This window comes from Kamptonema formosum PCC 6407 (genome assembly GCF_000332155.1).
Classification (GTDB): Bacteria; Cyanobacteriota; Cyanobacteriia; order Cyanobacteriales; family Microcoleaceae; genus Kamptonema; species Kamptonema formosum.
In genome coordinates, this window is sequence record NZ_KB235903.1 from 2,092,959 (window position 1) to 2,110,880 (window position 17,922).

20 protein-coding genes are annotated in these 17,922 nt (G+C 43.4%); 14 read left to right on the forward strand and 6 right to left on the reverse strand.

All coding sequences use genetic code 11. The features are described from left to right. Positions 1-272 precede the first annotated feature (272 nt). From OSCIL6407_RS0114210 to OSCIL6407_RS0114220, 3 genes are all read left to right on the forward strand, one after another. Positions 273-455, forward strand: a complete 183-nt coding sequence (locus OSCIL6407_RS0114210) for a hypothetical protein (protein WP_007356749.1) — start codon at positions 273-275, stop codon at positions 453-455. Between the two features lie 55 nt (positions 456-510). Continuing rightward, the gene (locus OSCIL6407_RS0114215) at positions 511-744 is read left to right on the forward strand and encodes a hypothetical protein (protein ID WP_007356750.1); all 234 of its coding nucleotides are present in this window, start codon (positions 511-513) and stop codon (positions 742-744) included. A gap of 550 nt (positions 745-1,294) precedes the next feature. Next, the gene (locus OSCIL6407_RS0114220; RefSeq protein ID WP_007356751.1) at positions 1,295-1,660 is read left to right on the forward strand and encodes a hypothetical protein; all 366 of its coding nucleotides are present in this window, start codon (positions 1,295-1,297) and stop codon (positions 1,658-1,660) included. A 96-nt stretch (positions 1,661-1,756) separates the two neighbouring features. Here the strand turns inward: OSCIL6407_RS0114220 and OSCIL6407_RS0114225 are convergent, their stop codons facing one another. From OSCIL6407_RS0114225 to OSCIL6407_RS0114235, 3 genes are all read right to left on the reverse strand, one after another. Continuing rightward, complete coding sequence (locus OSCIL6407_RS0114225; protein ID WP_007356752.1) at positions 1,757-2,602, reverse strand: CFI-box-CTERM domain-containing protein; 846 nt, start codon at positions 2,600-2,602, stop codon at positions 1,757-1,759. A gap of 130 nt (positions 2,603-2,732) precedes the next feature. Beyond that, complete coding sequence (locus tag OSCIL6407_RS0114230) at positions 2,733-2,975, reverse strand: hypothetical protein (protein ID WP_019487359.1); 243 nt, start codon at positions 2,973-2,975, stop codon at positions 2,733-2,735. A gap of 150 nt (positions 2,976-3,125) precedes the next feature. After that, complete coding sequence (locus OSCIL6407_RS0114235) at positions 3,126-3,308, reverse strand: hypothetical protein (protein WP_007356754.1); 183 nt, start codon at positions 3,306-3,308, stop codon at positions 3,126-3,128. A gap of 456 nt (positions 3,309-3,764) precedes the next feature. Between OSCIL6407_RS0114235 and OSCIL6407_RS0114240 the strand changes: the two genes are divergently transcribed. From OSCIL6407_RS0114240 to OSCIL6407_RS0114250, 3 genes are all read left to right on the forward strand, one after another. Then, positions 3,765-5,141 (forward strand): AAA family ATPase, encoded by a 1,377-nt coding sequence (locus tag OSCIL6407_RS0114240; RefSeq protein WP_007356755.1) that lies wholly within the window; start codon positions 3,765-3,767, stop codon positions 5,139-5,141. Between the two features lie 152 nt (positions 5,142-5,293). After that, a complete protein-coding gene (locus tag OSCIL6407_RS0114245; RefSeq protein WP_007356756.1) occupies positions 5,294-7,975 on the forward strand; it encodes an FHA domain-containing protein in 2,682 nt (893 codons plus the stop codon). Positions 7,976-8,060: 85 nt separating this feature from the next. Continuing rightward, positions 8,061-8,360 (forward strand): hypothetical protein, encoded by a 300-nt coding sequence (locus OSCIL6407_RS0114250; RefSeq protein WP_007356757.1) that lies wholly within the window; start codon positions 8,061-8,063, stop codon positions 8,358-8,360. 82 nt (positions 8,361-8,442) lie between these two features. Here the strand turns inward: OSCIL6407_RS0114250 and OSCIL6407_RS0114255 are convergent, their stop codons facing one another. Further along, positions 8,443-8,988 carry a hypothetical protein gene (locus OSCIL6407_RS0114255; protein WP_234708776.1) on the reverse strand — a complete coding sequence of 182 codons (546 nt, stop codon included), beginning with the start codon at positions 8,986-8,988 and terminating at the stop codon, positions 8,443-8,445. A 165-nt stretch (positions 8,989-9,153) separates the two neighbouring features. Here OSCIL6407_RS0114255 and OSCIL6407_RS0114260 point away from each other — a divergent pair, with 165 nt between their 5' ends. The 4 genes from OSCIL6407_RS0114260 (at position 9,154) to OSCIL6407_RS0114280 (ending at position 13,069) form a co-directional block, all read left to right on the forward strand. After that, positions 9,154-9,501 carry a hypothetical protein gene (locus OSCIL6407_RS0114260; protein WP_007356759.1) on the forward strand — a complete coding sequence of 116 codons (348 nt, stop codon included), beginning with the start codon at positions 9,154-9,156 and terminating at the stop codon, positions 9,499-9,501. A gap of 109 nt (positions 9,502-9,610) precedes the next feature. Next, positions 9,611-11,131: a stress-responsive protein Ycf46 gene (ycf46, locus tag OSCIL6407_RS0114265; protein WP_007356760.1), complete on the forward strand. Its 1,521-nt coding sequence runs from the start codon at positions 9,611-9,613 to the stop codon at positions 11,129-11,131. Between the two features lie 136 nt (positions 11,132-11,267). Continuing rightward, the gene (locus OSCIL6407_RS0114275; protein ID WP_007356762.1) at positions 11,268-11,621 is read left to right on the forward strand and encodes a DUF1257 domain-containing protein; all 354 of its coding nucleotides are present in this window, start codon (positions 11,268-11,270) and stop codon (positions 11,619-11,621) included. Positions 11,622-11,767: 146 nt separating this feature from the next. Continuing rightward, positions 11,768-13,069 carry a ribonuclease D gene (locus OSCIL6407_RS0114280; protein WP_007356763.1) on the forward strand — a complete coding sequence of 434 codons (1,302 nt, stop codon included), beginning with the start codon at positions 11,768-11,770 and terminating at the stop codon, positions 13,067-13,069. Between the two features lie 101 nt (positions 13,070-13,170). On the opposite strand, the gene OSCIL6407_RS0114285 is transcribed toward OSCIL6407_RS0114280, so the two are convergent. After that, the gene (locus OSCIL6407_RS0114285) at positions 13,171-13,671 is read right to left on the reverse strand and encodes a GNAT family N-acetyltransferase (RefSeq protein ID WP_007356764.1); all 501 of its coding nucleotides are present in this window, start codon (positions 13,669-13,671) and stop codon (positions 13,171-13,173) included. Positions 13,672-13,817: 146 nt separating this feature from the next. Then, a complete protein-coding gene (locus OSCIL6407_RS34290) occupies positions 13,818-13,970 on the reverse strand; it encodes a hypothetical protein (RefSeq protein WP_007356765.1) in 153 nt (50 codons plus the stop codon). 46 nt (positions 13,971-14,016) lie between these two features. Between OSCIL6407_RS34290 and OSCIL6407_RS33445 the strand changes: the two genes are divergently transcribed. From OSCIL6407_RS33445 to ffh, 4 genes are all read left to right on the forward strand, one after another. Further along, positions 14,017-14,238, forward strand: coding sequence for a hypothetical protein (locus tag OSCIL6407_RS33445; RefSeq protein ID WP_007356766.1), 222 nt, complete (start codon positions 14,017-14,019; stop codon positions 14,236-14,238). Positions 14,239-14,500: 262 nt separating this feature from the next. Next, on the forward strand, positions 14,501-15,142 hold the full coding sequence (locus OSCIL6407_RS0114295; RefSeq protein ID WP_007356768.1) for a PEP-CTERM sorting domain-containing protein: 642 nt from the start codon (positions 14,501-14,503) through the stop codon (positions 15,140-15,142). A gap of 296 nt (positions 15,143-15,438) precedes the next feature. Continuing rightward, positions 15,439-16,221 carry a calcium-binding protein gene (locus OSCIL6407_RS0114300; protein ID WP_007356769.1) on the forward strand — a complete coding sequence of 261 codons (783 nt, stop codon included), beginning with the start codon at positions 15,439-15,441 and terminating at the stop codon, positions 16,219-16,221. Between the two features lie 188 nt (positions 16,222-16,409). Beyond that, a complete protein-coding gene (gene ffh / locus OSCIL6407_RS0114305) occupies positions 16,410-17,861 on the forward strand; it encodes a signal recognition particle protein (protein ID WP_007356770.1) in 1,452 nt (483 codons plus the stop codon). The last annotated feature ends 61 nt before the right edge of the window (positions 17,862-17,922 follow it).

Sequence of the window (17,922 nt, forward strand, 5' to 3'; positions counted from 1 at the left end):
GTGCTTTGTCAGCTTTGGGAATGTCTCAACCTGATCCGAGCAGGGTTTGGACAGACAATCTACCATTATTGCTTATAGATGGGGTTTTGTCAAGTACCTGGACTGGTTTGGGATTGGTAGGCAGATAGAATACGATGAGTTGATAGGTGAATAATGAACATATAGCGATCGCACTTTGGAAAATTTCAGAGTAGTTGGGTATCATTGAACAGGTAGCTTTAATAATTTTCAATAGCTATGAACTATGAAAACTCAAGAACTAGGAAAAGCAAATGTTGACTATTGAACAGATAGAAAACGCTATTCTGCAACTTCCACCAGAGGAGATGGGAGAGTTGTTAGAGTGGTTTTTGGATTTGGATTATCAACGATGGGATGTTCAGTTAGAAAAAGATATTGTTAACGGGAAACTGGATGCTTTAGCAGCAGAAGCGAACGCAGTAGCAAAGTTTTAGACCATCTGGCATAATTAAAGAGGCATCTCTAATAATTTGCAAAGGAGAAAGATATATGAGTACAGATCGGTGGGATGATGATAGACTAGATCGATTAGCTAACATGGTAGAGAGTAATGCTCGTGTGATTCAAGCGTTAGCGAATGTGGCAGCAGAGGCAAGGGAAGAACGGGAACAGCTATTTCAAAGGATGGATCGCCAGCAAGAAGAAATTGTGGGTTTGAGAATTGAGACAAGACGGATGCTTGATATTCTATTAAATCAGCGCGATTTGGAGGATAATCAATAGCGATCCACTCAATCAGAAATTAGGGGCGATCGCGAGAGCAAAATTTCAGAAGTTATAACCAGAAATTGCCATATAATAGCAACAAGAGTCAAAAATCTCAAAATAAAGCCTATGTCTACTTATAGCGGGTACTGAGTCAGGCTCAAAATCTCACTTTTGAATAGCAAGAGCAACTGTTAGAAGTATTGTCAGTATTGGTTCGCGATCGGGTAACAACCCAAACTCAGGGTAAACGATATTATTGTCCAACAACAAGAGGAGATTCGTGGGCTTCAAACTGAAAATCGTCGCATTCTTGATATTCTGATAAATCAGCACGATCGGGGGGATAATCCTACTGCTTAATTCAATTAGACATTAGGGCGATGCCTGCGGCCCGCTTTGCCTACGCACGTTGGGAAAGATAGGGGCGATGCCTACGGCTGCCTACGCCTACGCATTTTGGGAAAGATGAGAGAGCGATGCCTACTGCTGGCTACACCTACGCGAAATGTACGCTCATAAACTAAAATTGAACTTATTGTAAAAAGTAGAGGAAAGGAGAAAATATATGAGTACAGAGCGGTGGGATGATGATAGGCTAGACCGATTAGCTAACTCAGTAGAAGGTTTGACTAACCGGGTAGATAATATAGCTAACTCGTTAGAAAGTTTGACTAATCGGGTAGATAGTATCGCGCTCTCGACAGAGAATAATAATCGCTTGATAGAGAGTAATGCTAGGGTTATTCAAGCTTTAGCAAATGCGGCAGCAGAGGCAAGAGAGGAACGGGAACAGTTATTTCAAAGGATGGAGCGCCAGCAGGCTAACATTGACCGACAACAGTCGAATATTGAGGGTTTGAGGATTGAGACAAGACGGATACTTGATATCCTCTTAAATCAGCGCAATCAAGATGATAATCCTACTGCTTAATTCAATTAGAAAGTAAGGGCGATCGCAAGTTGGGGAAGATAAGGGCGATCGGTTTTTCTCCCTGCTTCTTAGATAGTTCCTTTTAAAACTCTACTACTAACTTTTCATTCCTTGGCTACGCATCCACTCAGCTAAACGCTCTAACTGCTGTCTTAAAAAGCTCTTGATGACTGGTTGCCTCTTCACATAGTTAGCGATGCTAGGGCTGATATTGTAGTATAGGCTGACTAAACCTTGACCAACAGGATTGGTTAAAAGTTTTTTGTCACGGAAATTGCGGAATGTGTCTATGTCCGGGTGTTTGGAAGTGGAGTAAGCTGCTGTAGCGATGAAGGAACCTGGCTTTTCTTCTAAAGCTACAAGAGGAATTTTTGTTTCACTAATTTTAAGCAAAGCAACTCTGATTTTTTTAAATGTTGCGTCCGACTCTTGTTCTGGACTAACTTTTTTGATTTTTTCGAGAGCTTCTTTATTTCTGTTTATTATATTGCTTGTCACTCTAACGTGCTCTGACAGGCTATCATAAAGTTTTATTTGTTTAACATTAAAAACTCTTCTATGAACACTTACTGCATCAAATATTAGTTTTTGTTTCTCTGCAAGGTATGCTTTCTTCAGTTCGTCACGATCATCATTATAATGATTAACTATGCAGGCTAGACGTATGGACAGATTCAAAAAGAATTCAACCTGATTTTCTATCTCGTAGTATATACTATCACCTGAATTAGCTGTTCCACTTTCTAGAACTCCGTCAATCCATCTTTGTTTATAAGCTTTCTCATTATAGTCTGTGTATTCAGCATGATAACGAAGTGAGTCTACATAGTTGGCAAGAGCTTGATTACTATCTCCTTGATTTTCGTAGTATTCAGCCCTCTCATAATATCTTGTAGCGTTTTTTTCAGCTTCCTCAACCATACGATAGATCAATCTTTCCATTTTTACCTCATTTTTTCCTTAATATACTTATCAGATTGCTTGTAACTTTGTAGCAAATAGTAGATTCGATAGAGCGATCGCCTAACCTTTAACCTTTCTTGTAAATGTTGGCGATCTCTACTGATGTTAATCAATCTTTATATTTTGATTCTTCAGAAAGTCCAAGGGTAACAACTCCTAAAGCAATTCGCCCCAGTTCACTAGCGACACCCACACCAATAGCGCCAAATTCGTTAGCAACACCTTTGGCAACATATTTGACAAGGTTTTCATCTGTACTCGAACTTGAATCGCTGTTATTCTCTCGCTGTTGGTTTGCCCACTCTTGTAGCTTGTAAGGATCGCTAGCATCTGGCATACGATTTTGACTCATATAAAAAAAGCTCCTTTTCGATTTCAAAAATTGTTAGTCATCAGTCAGACTTGACCTAGATTTGGGTGATAAACTTCGATCGCTCCCTGCACCTTCTCCCATCCTTTCCACTACCGCATAGTAGGTTCAAGAGAGCGCAACTTTTCTCAATCAATCCTTCCATTTCTGAAGCGTAGTAGCGTAGTAGTTTGCTTTACGCCAAGCTTCATCAGAAGACGACGCTTTACCAGCAGATTCACTGCCAACATAGACTTCGCCAGTATCCTCATCCCAATAATAATAGTAAGAAGAACCTGTTGGCGTTTTAACTTCACCCATTTGTTTTTTAGCCATAAATACTCCCTCGATCTTTGTAGGATTCAACTAAACTCAGTATTATCTAGTCCAACCTTTGCCTTGGCACTTTTGGCATACTGCCTCTCTAACGGCACCTTTTGGCTTTATCTTTCCTGTTCCCCCACATGACGTACAGGATTTTCCATCTTTGTCTTCAAAAGCATTGGGATCTCTTTAGTTCTCCGTGTACTGAGACTCACTTTTTTACAGAATCTGTCAAAATATAAGTATTTGCCGTCGGAGAGGTCGGGACTTACCCCAGACACCCAGAGTCCAAATGTCTGAAATATCTACAAGCCGAGAGTCCAGTGCAACCAACCTTCACTAAAAAAATCATAACAATGACCACTTTGGCTGATGGCTTACTTAACTGTTACAAAAAGTTAGATAATGTTATCTAAAATGTTATAAAAAATAAGTTAAAATTAGTAAAAGTTACCCCAAACGCGATATATGGAGCTTAAGGAAGTCTTAATATTTGCTGATGAAAGAGTCTTTGCCAAAACAGGGAAGCACTTAGACGACCTGCAAGAGGCTATTTTAAAAGAAGTGCTCCAAGGTCGAAAATATGCAACAAAAGTAGCGCAAGACCGTGATTGTACTGAAGGTTATGTTAGGGTTGCTGCTGCTGAATTATGGAAGCTACTATCAGAGGTATTAGGAGAAAAAGTTAGTAAAGTAAATGTTAGAGCTAAACTAGAAAGAGCAAGATTTTATAATTACTCGCAAACTATCGGTAATGATAATGTAACAGTTAATAACGTCAATGTTTGTCCAGAAAAAGCCCGATCGCCCTCCTCTCCTCAAAACCCACCAGAAACCCCAACTCAACCCCACATCGACTTAGGCGACGCACCGGAAATCTTCAACTTCTACGATCGCACTCCCCAACTCACCACCCTCGAAACCTGGATATTACAAGATCGATCGCGCCTCATCGCACTTCTGGGAATCAGCGGAATAGGCAAAACCACCCTCGCACTCCGACTCATAGAACAAATCAAAACTAACTTTGATTACGTAATTTATCGCAGTCTTCAATTTTCCCCCACCCTTAATACAACTCTTACCAATCTCCTGCAAATCTTCTCTGAAAAAACAGACATTCCGCAAAACATTGAAACCCAAATTTCCCAACTTCTCGACTACCTCCGCAAGCATCGCTGTCTGATTATCCTTGATGACGTACAGATGCTTTTTAGCAGCGGACAACTAGCGGGACAATATAAAAGTGGATATGAAGATTATCAGCTATTTTTTAAACTAATTGCCGAAGTTTGTCACTACAGTTGCTTAATCTTGATTAGTTGGGAAAAATCTAGAGAAATTGCTAAATTAGAAAGAGTAAATAACTACGTGCATTCGTTAGTATTCGGTAGCTTAGGAATCGCTGCCAAAGAAATTCTCAAACAGCAGAAATTATCAGATGATGATGATTGGGAAATTTTGATTAATACTTATCAAGGCAATCCTCTCTGGCTAGAATTAACCACCACGATCGTACAAGACTTATTTGGTGGAAGCGTCTCCGAGTTTTTGCAATGCGACGGCGTGATTTTAAGCGAATCTCTGCGATCGCAATTAGACCAACAATTCCAGCGTCTAACGCAGCCAGAAATGGCAATAATGATTCAGTTGGCTGAGGAAAATGAACCCGTTTCTTTACCGCAAATTATCAAGACAGTACAATTATCGACATCAGACTTATTAAATGCCATGCAATCCTTGGGAATGCGGTTATTTCTGGAGGCAGAAGAACAGGGTAAAACCACATTTTTTAGTCTCAATCCAGTTATGAAACAATATGTTAAAAATCGGATAATTAAATAGGTAATCTTCAGATTATGAAATAATTAACGCATATATGACTAAATTGCAGTGTAACTTAACTTGATGGTAAACAGAAATAACTTTACCAAAACATTTGACATAAACATCCCAAAATATGAGATAAATATCTTGGCACTGCTAAAAAAAGTCCTATGCCCGCATCTCCCGCCTATATTGAAATTCGCAAAGGCAACGATCCAATCTCGAAATTCTCATTTAACAGCGATGTTATTACCATAGGCCGCGCTACTGACAATCATCTGATCCTGAACGAGCCCTTGATTTCCCGCCATCACGCCCAAATAGTATGGCAAGGCGATCGCTACATCCTCGCCGACCTCAACAGTACCGATGGCCTCCGCCTTAACAACGTCCAAGTCAAACCCAACACACCTTACCCCCTCGCAGACGGCGATACAATCCGCATTGGCGGCATCGAATTGCGCTTCAAAATTGCCGCCCACATTGCCCCAATACCTGTAGCTGCTAACCAAGTAACAGCAGCTACAGTTGCCGCGAACATGGGAGAACAAACAGTCTTTACCGCCCACTTAGACTTGCAGGGGAGAAATGCCTTCACCATCGGGCGCGATGCCCAAAACGATATCCCCATCAACCATCCAACGGTATCGCGCTTTCATGCCCGAATCGAACGGCGCAACGGTTCAGTTGTAGTTAAAGATTTGACTTCCACCAACGGCACTTATGTCAATGGTAAGGAAATTTTGGGCGATCGCATCCTCAAAGTCAACGATAACATCCGCATCGGCCCCTACCGCTTTGTCTTAAATATCGACGAAACTCTTGTGGGTTATAGCGAAGAAGGCAACCTGCGCCTTGATGCCGTTAACTTAACAAAAATCGTCGGCAAAGGTATCAAAATCTTAGACGAAATCTCCCTGACAATTCACGCCCGCGAATTCATCGTTATCGCCGGAGTTAGCGGCGGCGGTAAATCTACTCTTCTTGATGCCCTCAACGGTTTTCGGCCCGCTACCAGTGGCGAAGTTTTAATTAATGGCGTTAACCTCTACAAAAATTTCAACGCCTACCGCAACGACCTCGGTTATGTCCCCCAAAAAGACATTATTCACACCGAATTAACAGTATATCAAGCGCTTGATTACGCCGCCAAATTGCGGATGCCTGCTGATACAACTAAAGCCGAACGTAAAAAAAGAATTAGCGAAGTTATTAAAGATTTAAACTTAATTGGTCGTGAAAACGTACAAGTTAAAGCCCTCAGCGGCGGCCAACTTAAACGAGTTTCAATGGGTGTAGAACTCCTCACCAAACCTAGCTTATTTTTCCTAGATGAAGCCACATCAGGACTCGACCCCGGCACAGAAAGCGAGATTATGCAATTATTGCGAAAGCTGGCAGATTCTGGTCGCACAATTTTGCTGATCACTCATGCGACTGAGAACGTTATTCTGTGCGACTTAGTAGTATTTATGGCCAAAGGCGGTAAAGTCGCTTACTTCGGGCCGCCAAACGAAGCGCCTCAATACTTTGGGGTGCAGAAATTCAATGAAATTTACCGCAAAGTCGAACACGAAAACTCGCCGGAATATTGGCAGGAACGCTATCTCAGTTCACCACAATATCAAAAATACGTGCGCGATCGCCAGCGGACATTACCCACCCCATCACCCGCCGCCCCCCAGCAACGCCCCGCCAAGCAACAGCCACCCAATAGAGGTAGGCGAGTAGCGGCGGTAAGGGAATTTGGGATTTTGTCGCAGCGCAATATTGCTATCCTGCTTCAGGATAAGGCTGGTTTATTTTTGATGCTGGCGATCGCGCCGATTTTAGGCTTGCTGGATTTTGTCACCTGGAAACGCGGCATATTTGACGTAGAAAAAGGCGATGCAGGTCAGGCAATTACAATGCTATTTGTCACCGCTTTAATTGCTGTCATGGTCGGCAGTTTAGGCACAATGCGGGAAATTGTCAAAGAAATAGATATCTATCTCCGCGAACGGATGATCGGCCTGCAAATTATTCCCTATATTTTATCAAAAGTTTGGGTAGGCATACTTTTAGCTTTGTATCAAGCGGGGATTTTCTTACTATTTAAAAAACTAGCCGTAGATATTCCCGGTGGCAATGAAGTTTTAGGCGCAATGTACTTAACATTAGTGCTTGCCACCATTGCCGGCATGATGATGGGGCTTTTAGTTTCCGCTATTTCACCTAATCAGAATATCGCGCCTTTGTTAACAATTATCTTTTTAGTTCCCCAAATTACCTTTGGCGGCGGAATGTTATCTATAGATGCCTTGGGAGCACCGGGCCGCATTGTTAACCAGGTGACAATTACAAAATGGTCTTTTGAATCCTTAGTAACGCTAACAAGTTTAGGGCGAAATGTAGCCGAGGATTCCTGTTGGGAATTACCAGAAAAAGAGCGAAATAAATTAACACAAGACGAGAAAAAACAGCAGTGTCAATGTTTGGGTGAAAACCTTTTTAAGAAATGCCAATTTCCCGGAATCAAGAGCAAATATGATGCTGTTATAGATAGGATTGAACCACCAAAGCCCGAAGATCCAGGTAAAGCGCCGAGTGACCCCCGCGAGTTAGATAGCTATGAGCAAAAGGTTGACAAATATAAATCACAGATTGACACTTGGCAAAAAGATTACAGCGAATGGAAGGGGAAATATGAGGGAACTATTAAGGGTGGAGAAGCATTAATTGAGAATTTTTACAACAAATATGGTAAAATGTTTAAGGTGAATGTAACTCTATATTGGGGCATTTTGATCTTGCAAATGCTGATTATGTTTGCTCTGATTTTCTTTGTGCAGAAACGCAAGGATATTGTTTAAAATTTGGTAATAGGTAATAGCTACTTGGTAATTGTAATTGCTAATTGCAAAATCCTCTACCACTAAGTCGCCAGCAGAAAAATATATGACTACAGAGCGCTGGGATGATGATAGGCTAGATCGTCTAGCTAGTTCAGTAGAAAGTCTGACTAACCGGGTTGATAGTATAGCGATCGCGACAGAGAATAACAATCGCTTGATAGAGAGTAATGCTAGGGTTATTCAAGCGTTAGCTAATGCGGCAGCAGAGGCAAGGGAAGAACGGGAACAGTTATTTCAAAGGATGGATCGCCAGCAAGAAGAAATTGTGGGTTTGAGAATTGAGACAAGACGGATGCTTGATATTCTCCTAAATCAGCGTAATCTGGAGGATAATCAAGACTGATTAACTCAATCAGTCCGAATCATTCATGTTAAGTAGTTACTTTTATTAAATAGGTACTCTTCAGGTTTAAGGCGAGTAACAGTTACTTCGGCTCTGGTAATACCCGATATTGACTAGCAACGTAGTAAAAAAACTTGTAATAATCCGCAAATTGTTTACTAGGTGCTTTTCCCTGAAAATTGTAACGCACGTCCCCTTCCACCAGCGTCAGCGTCATCGAGCTGACTTGCGAACCCAAATTCACCTTAAGTTGCCCCGATAAGCCTTGCTCCGTAGTGAAATTCCGGTGTAAAGGTTTGGCTCTATCTATATCTATATTATTATTCTGGTCTCGTTGCTTACCAGTATTATGCTTGTCTCGTTGCTTACCAGTCACCCCAGGCACATTATAGCCAGCCCAGCCGCGAATCTCCACTGCTGGGTTTTTCGGATCGTTGAATGCTTGACCATCTCCATTTGCCGGGGCTTCCGCAGCTAACCAGTTATCAGGATACAGGAACTCGAAGTTATAACGGGCATTGTGATAAGTCTGCCAACTCCCTGAATGGATAGTAGCTGGCGAACTACAGCCCAACAGCGCCGCCCCCAGAGCCACACCGCAAACTAATCTTTTTAAGTAATAAGGCATAGAACCGCCTACCATAAAGCACTTACAGCTAACTACGAACCACCAACAACCATCAAATGTAACGAAATATTACAATAGTGCCGCTAAAGCAGCATAGAGTCTTGACATCAAAAAAGAGAGCCGCTATTGTTAAATACATACCCGGGTAAGCCAATTCACTGTCATATGCAAGATAAGCAAAAAGTTACCTTATACCTACCACCCGAACTCCACCGCCAACTCAAAATCAAAGCGGCGGTTGAATCCGAACCGATGTCAGCGATTGCCGAAAGAGCAATTGTATTCTACCTAAACAACTCAGAACTGGTTGATGAAGTAGAGACATCTTATGGACAAACTCATCGGGTATACGCTTGTCCCGAATGTACCAGTTCAGTTGTCATCCGAGAAGGAGATCTGGTTTCATTAAAAGGTCAGCCGAGCCTAGTGGGTGAACAGGAGCTTCCAGTAAAGCAGGTGCAAACGGCAAGCAGCACTGCTCAACCGGGAGAGGAAGAATTAGTTCCCTGCTAATCTTTCCCTTCTACCTGAAAGGGTGGCGAGCACTGGTTGCGTTCAGAATCAGATGCTGGGGGCATTGAGATTTAGCAATGATGGCACCGACTCAAACGGATCGAGGAATATGCAAGAAGAAATCAACATTCTAATCCAAGCTCAATATCCTCTGATCTACCTCATGACTTCTGAGGAGGAGCGGTCTGAGCAGGCAATTGCGACAATTGCACAAACCAAGCCCCAGCGACGGGTATTCGTCTGGACAGTAACTCACGGTATCGTAGAGTATGGTCAACCCCGCACCACCACTCAGCATAATACAGTCTCGCCAGAGGCAGCGATTGAATGGGTGATCCGGCAGAAAGAACCAAATAGCAATGCTGGCATCTATATATTTAAAGATTTGCATCCTTTTATAGATTCTCCTCCTGTTACTAGGTGGTTGCGGGATGCGATCGCCAGCTTCAAAGGCACGCAAAAAACTATCATTCTCATGTCCCCCGTGCAGCAAGTTCCCATCGAACTAGAAAAGGAAGTAATTGTTTTAGACTTCCCCCTGCCGGACATGAAGGAACTAAATCAGGTATTGTCAAAGCAATTAGAGCAAGCTAAACCGCGCCGCATCAGTACCGAAGCGCGTGAAAAACTGCTCAAAGCCGCCTTGGGTTTGACCAAGGACGAAGCCGAAAAAGTTTACCGCAAAGCTCAGGTAACGACAGGTCGCCTGACAGAAGAAGAAGTAGATATCATCCTGTCTGAAAAGAAGCAGCTCATCCGACGCAACGGTATTCTGGAGTTTATCGAAGAAGACGAAACTCTTGATGCTGTAGGCGGTTTGGAAGAACTAAAGCGGTGGCTGCGGCAACGTTCCAACGCTTTTACAGAGCGGGCCAGAGAGTACGGCTTGCCCCAACCTAAAGGAATGCTAATTCTGGGCGTACCTGGATGCGGTAAATCCTTAATTGCCAAAACCACAGCTCGGCTCTGGTCGCTACCCTTGCTACGCTTAGATATGGGTAGAGTCTACGACGGCTCAATGGTGGGTCGCTCTGAAGCCAACCTCCGCAACGCCCTCAAAACCGCTGAATCTATCTCTCCAGCCATCCTCTTCATTGACGAACTGGACAAAGCCTTTGCAGGTAACAGCGGTTCCGCTGACTCTGACGGCGGCACATCCAGCCGGATATTTGGTTCCTTCCTCACCTGGATGCAGGAGAAAAAATCCCCCGTATTTGTAATGGCGACGGCTAACCGCGTAGAACGCTTACCTGGGGAATTTCTGAGAAAAGGGCGCTTTGACGAACTGTTCTTCGTGGATTTACCCACTAAAGAAGAACGCCAAGATATTTTTAAGATTCACCTGTCCAAACGTCGTCGAGACATTGCTCGCTTCGATTTAGAACAACTTTCCAATGTCTCCGATGGCTTCTCAGGTGCCGAGATTGAGCAAGCGCTGGTTGCAGCAATGTACGAAGCCTTCGCTCAAGATAGAGAGTTCACGCAGTTAGATATCATTGCCGCGATTAAATCCACAATGCCGCTGTCAAAAACCATGAGCGAACAAGTCACGGCTCTGCGTGACTGGGCCAGACAGCGTGCGCGGCCGGCTGCATCTTCAGTCGCTGAATATCAGCGAATGGAGTTCTAAAAAGCTTTCTCCTGGTTCTTCCCAGGAGCAAAGGCTAGCACTTCCCTTGCTAGCAGTTTCAAAAAAAGCCGCCTAGCGGCACTGTTAAATCCAAACCGTTGTTTTTGTTTCTCAGTTCTATTAGGAGGAAATCCCAATGTCACACTTTAGCACACTCCGTACCAAAATCACCGATGCCGAAATCCTGAAGGCTTCCCTGCGCGACCTGGGTATCAATGTGAAGTCTGAAGCTGATGTGCGGGGCTACAATGGCCAGCGCGTTCGCTCTGACATCGTTGCAGTTCTCGAAGGTGAGTATGACTTGGGTTGGTCTCGCAACAGCGACGGTTCTTTTGACCTGATTGCTGACCTCTGGGGCGTTGCCAAAAAGCACAACCAAACTGAGTTGATCAATTCTATCAACCAGAAGTACGCTGTGAACAAAACTTTGGCAGCAGTAAAACAACGCGGTTTGCAAAATGCCAACGTCAAACTGGTTGTGCAAAACTAATTTATCTGCGCGTTCCCAAGCTTGCGGGTTAACCATATACGGGTTAGCCCGTTTTTTCATTGGTAATTTGTTAATGGTTAACTGTTAACTGTTAACTGTTAACTGTTAACTGTATAATTATCAGATTAATAGCTAAAATCTCTAAAATGCCTTATTTAACAGCAGCTAATGATATTAAAGCACTGATTGCTAAATTTTCTCAAGCTAAAATTTTGTGGATTGATACAGAAGTAGCAGACTATAAATTTAACCCTACACTATCTCTAATTCAGGTGTTGGCTGATGCTAATGATTTAACAGGAAATGCTTCTTTTCTGCTAGATGTCTTAGAACAACCGGAATTGACGGTAGATTTTATTGACAAAATCATGGCAAATCCTGATATTGAAAAAGTGATGCACAATGCCAGCTATGATATCAGATTTCTGGGGAACGATCGCGCTCAAAATATTACTTGCACTTTAAAATTGGCGAGAAAGATTCCTTACTATGTTTTACCATTACCTAATCACAAACTTAAAACTTTAATCGAGGCTCTTTGTGGCATTCCCAATGTAGATAAAGCAGAACAGGGAGGCGATTGGGGCAAACGTCCTCTGACTGAGAAGCAGCTAGAATATGCCAAGATGGATGTGGTTTATTTAGCTGAAGTTCATAGCCATTTAATAGAAATAGTTGATGAATATTGCCCTGATTCCGCAACGGAAAACTTGACATTATTGGGAGAGCAATATCAGGAAATAGAGGCGCAGTGGAAACCTCTAGATTCAGAGATTGCTGAGATTAAAGAACGGATGAAAGCAGGGATGCAGGCACAAAATGTGACTAATAATTCTTATTTTAAACTATCTAGTTCTACAACGATGAAAGTTGATTTTATGACTTTGGCAAATTTGGCAGAAAGTCAGGGGATTGAGCTAAATTTTCCAGTGACTCTAACTAAGGAAGTTCAAAAACAATTAGGTAAATTAATCTCTCATCCCTCATTGCAAATTGAGGAAATTTCTAGTTTTCGGTTAACTTCTGCTGTACAGCAGCGGCGGAAATCACCTCAGAAAATTACGCTAGCACCAGAAGATGAGGATTTAATTGCATTGGGGGAAAGGCATAGAGAAATTTTGCCTGAGTGGAAGTTGTTAGATTCAGAAGTTGCTCATTTGAAAGAGCGAGTGAAAAATGCGATGATTGTGCAGGAAAAATCGAATACTCCTCATTTTAAATTAGGGAGTTCTTCTATTTTAAAGGTGGATTTTGCGGCGTTAGCAAGATTGGTGCAGTCTGTGGGAGTTGAGTTAGATTTTACGGTGACTTTGACGGAATATATTAAAAGACGGTTAGGGGAAGCGATTAATCAAATTGATGTGCAAATTGAGTATATTAATACTTGGCGGATGACGGCTAAGGCTGTGGAAGAAGATGAGGATGATGATGATGAAATCCCTTTTTAAATAATATCGCTACTAACCTTGTTCTTCCAAATACTGCGATCGCTATACTCGCTGTTTATTGATCAGCTAGTTTGTGGTAATCGCCTCTCCAGATGATTTAATTAACTTGATTTCTCTTCTAAATCCATAGAAATTCCGCAAACTGCGGTTTCAATGTTCTCCGCTGAAGGTGGAAGTATCTGAAATCCAAGCTTCTCGTACCATTTGACAAGGTTCGGATTATTATTGATGTCTTCTTGAGTTAGAGAACCGTATATCCGTTTGAATCCCCGCTGACGATATCTCGCTATTACAAACTGTAATAGATGAGTTCCCAACCCTCTTTGACGATAATCGATTGGCTTGGGTTTGACTAGGAGTCTCCAAAGAACTGCTAATAAGTGTGGGGGAGTATGAATTATATCATTGTGAATAAAGAGATCGTTTATCACCAATTCACCACGCGGATTAAAAACGCATTGAATTCTACCAACTTCGCTGTTACGGTACAGGAGCTTGGCAATAAAATATTGGTCTTCCTCTCCAGCTACTTTCAGGTGATACTCTCGTCCCTCGCGATCGAGAATAATAGACTCGTTGCTTTCTAGTAAACTTTCCAACATAATTTATTTTGAGTGAACTTAACAACAAAGATGGAGAGAATTAGGGCAGTCTAAATAGTTTACGCTCTCTTACCATCGACTCCGCTTTGGATTTCATTTCAATCAGCCCTATTTAACTAAGGTGGGCAAAATGCCCACCCTAATTTCTACTTCCCTACCGTGAAATACTCATTATTAGCATACACGCTAATAATGCAATCTCCCACTTCAAAAAACATCCCCTCTTGCTCATCTTTAGAGAATTGTAAATTCCCATACTTAGCACCAATTTCATCAGCAGTAGCAGCCTTAGCCTCCATTTCATCAGGGATAAGACCAGTAGTTCCAGAAAATTATCTCCCCGAAGTGACAAAAGAGGGATCATTTTATGTCCGGCAAATTACTTACGATGTGTCATTGCGAAAAGCCGAAGCCGCGAGCGAAGCGTGGCGGGAAGCGAAGCAATCTCAACACCCTGCGATTGCTTCGGGCAAGATCCGTACCCTCGCAACTGCGCGGAGCACCGCGAACAATGACCAGTATTTAACCGGACATGGTATCAATCCCGTCCTCAGTAATATTACGTAAGCAATATTACTCACTTTCGCACTATCGTCCTCTAAAACGATAATTTTTAAGTAATTTCAACTATGGAATAGAGAATAAAGTAAAATTATCCCATATCAGGATGTGGATTTTACTGAGACGGGAGTCCTGGCGGAAAGCTTTGACCCACACTCACAAGCCAGGTAAGGATATAGCTATTTGTAGACCTAGCTATTCTACCAGCTAAGGACACCGAGTCAGGAGAGTCACTGTGAATACTCACCTTTTTTGAGGAACCAGTGTTATGGGTACATCAACTACAATCAAAAATCTGTCAATGGCTGTGGCTGGCTCGGCATTTATCGGTTTGTCAGTTTTAAGTTTACCAGAAAGGGCTGAGGCTTTTAGCTTCACGTTGTACGCGAATAAAACGGAGTGGCAAAATGCTCTGAACGGTCAGCCCTTCCAAACAGAAGAATTTAACAGCCCTAATTTGCCCCCAGGAGTGAGCGTCAATTCCCCAGGAGTAATCAATAATGGAGCTTGGGAAGATCAAGTAACTAATGAACAAACAAATACTTGGAACTTTGCTAAACCTGTATTTGCTTGGGGTGGAAATTTCAATTTAGCTGGTGTACTAGATCCAGGTACAGGTATTGCAGTAACAGTTGCGGATCTACTGGGGGATGAGTATTTTGTAGGGGAAATTGCTAATACCTTGGAAGGCGAGTTTTGGGGGTTAGTTACAGATACCCCATTTAATACGGTGAAGCTTTCAACGGGAACTCAAGGGCTTCCACCTGACGATCGCGAAAGTTATTCTGTAGACGATGTGGTGTATAGTGAAAGTACCTCAGAACCAGAACCCATCCCGGAACCCGCTGAGATTTTTGGGACATTGGGATTTATCGGTTTCTTAGCTTTTTTACGACGTAAACGCCGATAAGTAGAAGTAGAAGAAAGAAGGGGCAGAAAAATTGGCAGGGCTTATGCAGAGTAATTGGGTTTCTCTAAAAAATCTAAAGATTCTCAATTAGATATCTACAAATAAACTTGGCTTCTGGTATCGATGTGCGTAAGTCTGGCTTACGTTTAATTAGGTCAATTTAATTAGCCAATTTCCAGAATACTTACTAATCAACTCCGCCTTAACCGCTGATGCGATGGAGGCGAAGTTGACATTTGGTTGATTTTAAATTTAAATATAGAAAACAGCTATCTACATTCTGCTGAGGAGTAATTGTGCCTTTATTCATTAATAATCTCATCAACGATCCGACTGGATTTCCTGTATTTGTAGGCGGGGGGCCTCGTCTTCTAGCCTATCCTACAGCGGATGATATTCAACTGGGATCGGGAAACTTATTTACTTTTTCCGGCGGAGTTTGGGGTCTTAGTGGCAATGATACCATTGCTGGGTCTTTTGACTCTAACGAGCGCCTATTCGGTAATGATGGCGAAGATATTATCGGGGGTGCGGGAGGTAATGATATATTGTTCGGTGGGAAAGATAGCGATCGCCTCGATGGAAACGACAACAACGATGTAGTTAGAGGCGACTCTGGCGATGACTTCCTCTTTGGTGGTTCTGGGGATGATATATTGCGGGGAGGTCAAGGAAATGACCGCTTAAGCGGCGACTTCGGGAATGATTTTTTAGTAGGCGATCGCGGTATCGATCTCCTAACGGGCGGCGAGGGTGCGGATACTTTTGTGTTCAGAAGAGATGAAGCTGGATTTAATATTAATCAGGTAGATGTCATCACTGATTTTCAGTTTAGAGAAGGCGATCGCATTGGACTTACTGATGGGCTAACACAGCTAGACTTACGTTTCAATGATGAGGATCGCATTGATTTCGACAGCGACGGAGAATTTGATGATATGGTAGTGCGGATTAACAGCACCGGAGAAATTCTCGGCATAGTTTTAAATGCTGATAACTTTGACCTCATAGATACATTTGAAACCGCAAATCAAGCCGTGTTAGGCATCAATGGCACTCAATTTGCTTATCTTCCTTAGAAGTAACGCCACTCTCTGGGCGGTATCATTGACCATCCAGAGGGGGACGGTACAAAGATAGTAATAGTAGCGCGATCGCCACCAGAACCAACAGATTTACTTGCGAATTGGGACACCGACAGCTATAATATCTTAATTATGAAAAAACCACAGACCGTTAACAAATAACATCTAACAACTAACAAATTATGTTTGACGCACTTGCCGATCGCTTAGAATCCGCCTGGAAAAAACTGCGCGGTCAGGATAAAATTTCCGATGCCAATATTCAAGAAGCTCTGCGGGAAGTCCGCCGCGCCCTCTTAGAGGCAGATGTCAACCTGCAAGTAGTTAAAGATTTTATCGCAGAAGTAGCAGTCAAGGCTCAAGGAGCCGAAGTAATTTCTGGTGTCCGGCCTGACCAACAGTTTATCAAAATCGTCTACGACGAACTGGTGCGGGTGATGGGAGAAACCAACTCACCTCTGGCGATCGCAGACAGCGCCCCCACAATTGTCTTAATGGCCGGTTTGCAAGGTACAGGCAAAACCACCGCCTCCGCCAAATTAGCATTGCAACTTCGCAAGCAAAACCGCAGCACTTTATTAGTGGCTACCGATATTTATCGGCCTGCTGCGATCGATCAGTTAATCACGCTGGGCAAACAAATCGACGTGCCCGTGTTTGAATTAGGAAAAGATACTGACCCCGTAGAAATTGCCCGTCAAGGTATCGATCGCGCCAGAGAACTTGGTGTAGATACAGTCATTGTTGATACCGCCGGCCGTCTGCAAATCGACCAAGACATGATGGCGGAGTTAGCGAGGATTAAAGAAACAATTCAACCTCACGAAACCCTCCTAGTCGTAGACGCAATGACCGGTCAGGAAGCTGCCAACCTGACGCGCACATTCCACGACCAAATCGGCATCACCGGCGCGATTTTAACAAAAATGGACGGCGACAGTCGCGGCGGCGCGGCCCTTTCCGTGCGCCAAATATCTGGCGCACCGATTAAATTTGTCGGCGTTGGCGAAAAAGTGGAAGCCCTGCAACCATTTTATCCCGATCGCATGGCATCTCGGATTTTAGGCATGGGCGATGTCCTCACCTTGGTAGAAAAGGCCCAAGAGGAAATCGACATCACCGACGCTGAACAAATGCAGGAAAAAATCCTGACAGCAAAGTTTGACTTTACCGACTTCCTCAAACAAATGCGCCTGCTGAAGAATATGGGTTCTCTCGGTGGCATTTTGAAGATGATTCCCGGACTCAATAAGATGTCCGACGACGATATGCGGAAGGGAGAAGTGCAACTGCGGCGGACTGAGGCGATGATTAACTCCATGACCACTGAAGAGAGACGCAACCCCGAACTGCTTTCGAGTTCTCCTTCCCGTCGCCGCAGAATTGCCAAGGGTTCTGGCTTCGTTGAGGCGGATGTAGCAAAACTGGTGAGTGATTTCCAGAAAATGCGAAATATGATGCAGCAATTAGGTCAGGGGGGCGGATTTCCGGGCATGGGCGGTATGCCAGGAATGCCGGGAATGGCGGGTATGCCAGGAATGGGTAGCCGTCCCGGTCAACCCGGCTGGCGCGGCGGTGCTCCCGCTAAGAAGAAGAAAAAAGAGAAGAAGAAAAAGGGTTTTGGGCAGCTTTAGGGGAGATGGGGGGAGGGGCAGGGGGGCGAGAGGGGCGAGAGGAGCAGAGGAGCAGAGGGGC

Excerpts from the sequence above, each read along its gene's own strand:
- OSCIL6407_RS0114210 (WP_007356749.1), top strand. The coding sequence starts at position 273 with ATGTTGACTATTGAACAGATAGAAAACGCTATTCTGCAACTTCCACCA.
- OSCIL6407_RS0114215 (WP_007356750.1), top strand. The coding sequence starts at position 511 with ATGAGTACAGATCGGTGGGATGATGATAGACTAGATCGATTAGCTAAC.
- OSCIL6407_RS0114220 (WP_007356751.1), top strand. The coding sequence starts at position 1,295 with ATGAGTACAGAGCGGTGGGATGATGATAGGCTAGACCGATTAGCTAAC.
- OSCIL6407_RS0114225 (WP_007356752.1), bottom strand. The coding sequence starts at position 2,602 with ATGGAAAGATTGATCTATCGTATGGTTGAGGAAGCTGAAAAAAACGCT.
- OSCIL6407_RS0114230 (WP_019487359.1), bottom strand. The coding sequence starts at position 2,975 with ATGAGTCAAAATCGTATGCCAGATGCTAGCGATCCTTACAAGCTACAA.
- OSCIL6407_RS0114235 (WP_007356754.1), bottom strand. The coding sequence starts at position 3,308 with ATGGCTAAAAAACAAATGGGTGAAGTTAAAACGCCAACAGGTTCTTCT.
- OSCIL6407_RS0114240 (WP_007356755.1), top strand. The coding sequence starts at position 3,765 with ATGGAGCTTAAGGAAGTCTTAATATTTGCTGATGAAAGAGTCTTTGCC.
- OSCIL6407_RS0114245 (WP_007356756.1), top strand. The coding sequence starts at position 5,294 with ATGCCCGCATCTCCCGCCTATATTGAAATTCGCAAAGGCAACGATCCA.
- OSCIL6407_RS0114250 (WP_007356757.1), top strand. The coding sequence starts at position 8,061 with ATGACTACAGAGCGCTGGGATGATGATAGGCTAGATCGTCTAGCTAGT.
- OSCIL6407_RS0114255 (WP_234708776.1), bottom strand. The coding sequence starts at position 8,988 with ATGCCTTATTACTTAAAAAGATTAGTTTGCGGTGTGGCTCTGGGGGCG.
- OSCIL6407_RS0114260 (WP_007356759.1), top strand. The coding sequence starts at position 9,154 with ATGCAAGATAAGCAAAAAGTTACCTTATACCTACCACCCGAACTCCAC.
- ycf46 (WP_007356760.1), top strand. The coding sequence starts at position 9,611 with ATGCAAGAAGAAATCAACATTCTAATCCAAGCTCAATATCCTCTGATC.
- OSCIL6407_RS0114275 (WP_007356762.1), top strand. The coding sequence starts at position 11,268 with ATGTCACACTTTAGCACACTCCGTACCAAAATCACCGATGCCGAAATC.
- OSCIL6407_RS0114280 (WP_007356763.1), top strand. The coding sequence starts at position 11,768 with ATGCCTTATTTAACAGCAGCTAATGATATTAAAGCACTGATTGCTAAA.
- OSCIL6407_RS0114285 (WP_007356764.1), bottom strand. The coding sequence starts at position 13,671 with ATGTTGGAAAGTTTACTAGAAAGCAACGAGTCTATTATTCTCGATCGC.
- OSCIL6407_RS34290 (WP_007356765.1), bottom strand. The coding sequence starts at position 13,970 with ATGGAGGCTAAGGCTGCTACTGCTGATGAAATTGGTGCTAAGTATGGG.
- OSCIL6407_RS0114295 (WP_007356768.1), top strand. The coding sequence starts at position 14,501 with ATGGGTACATCAACTACAATCAAAAATCTGTCAATGGCTGTGGCTGGC.
- ffh (WP_007356770.1), top strand. The coding sequence starts at position 16,410 with ATGTTTGACGCACTTGCCGATCGCTTAGAATCCGCCTGGAAAAAACTG.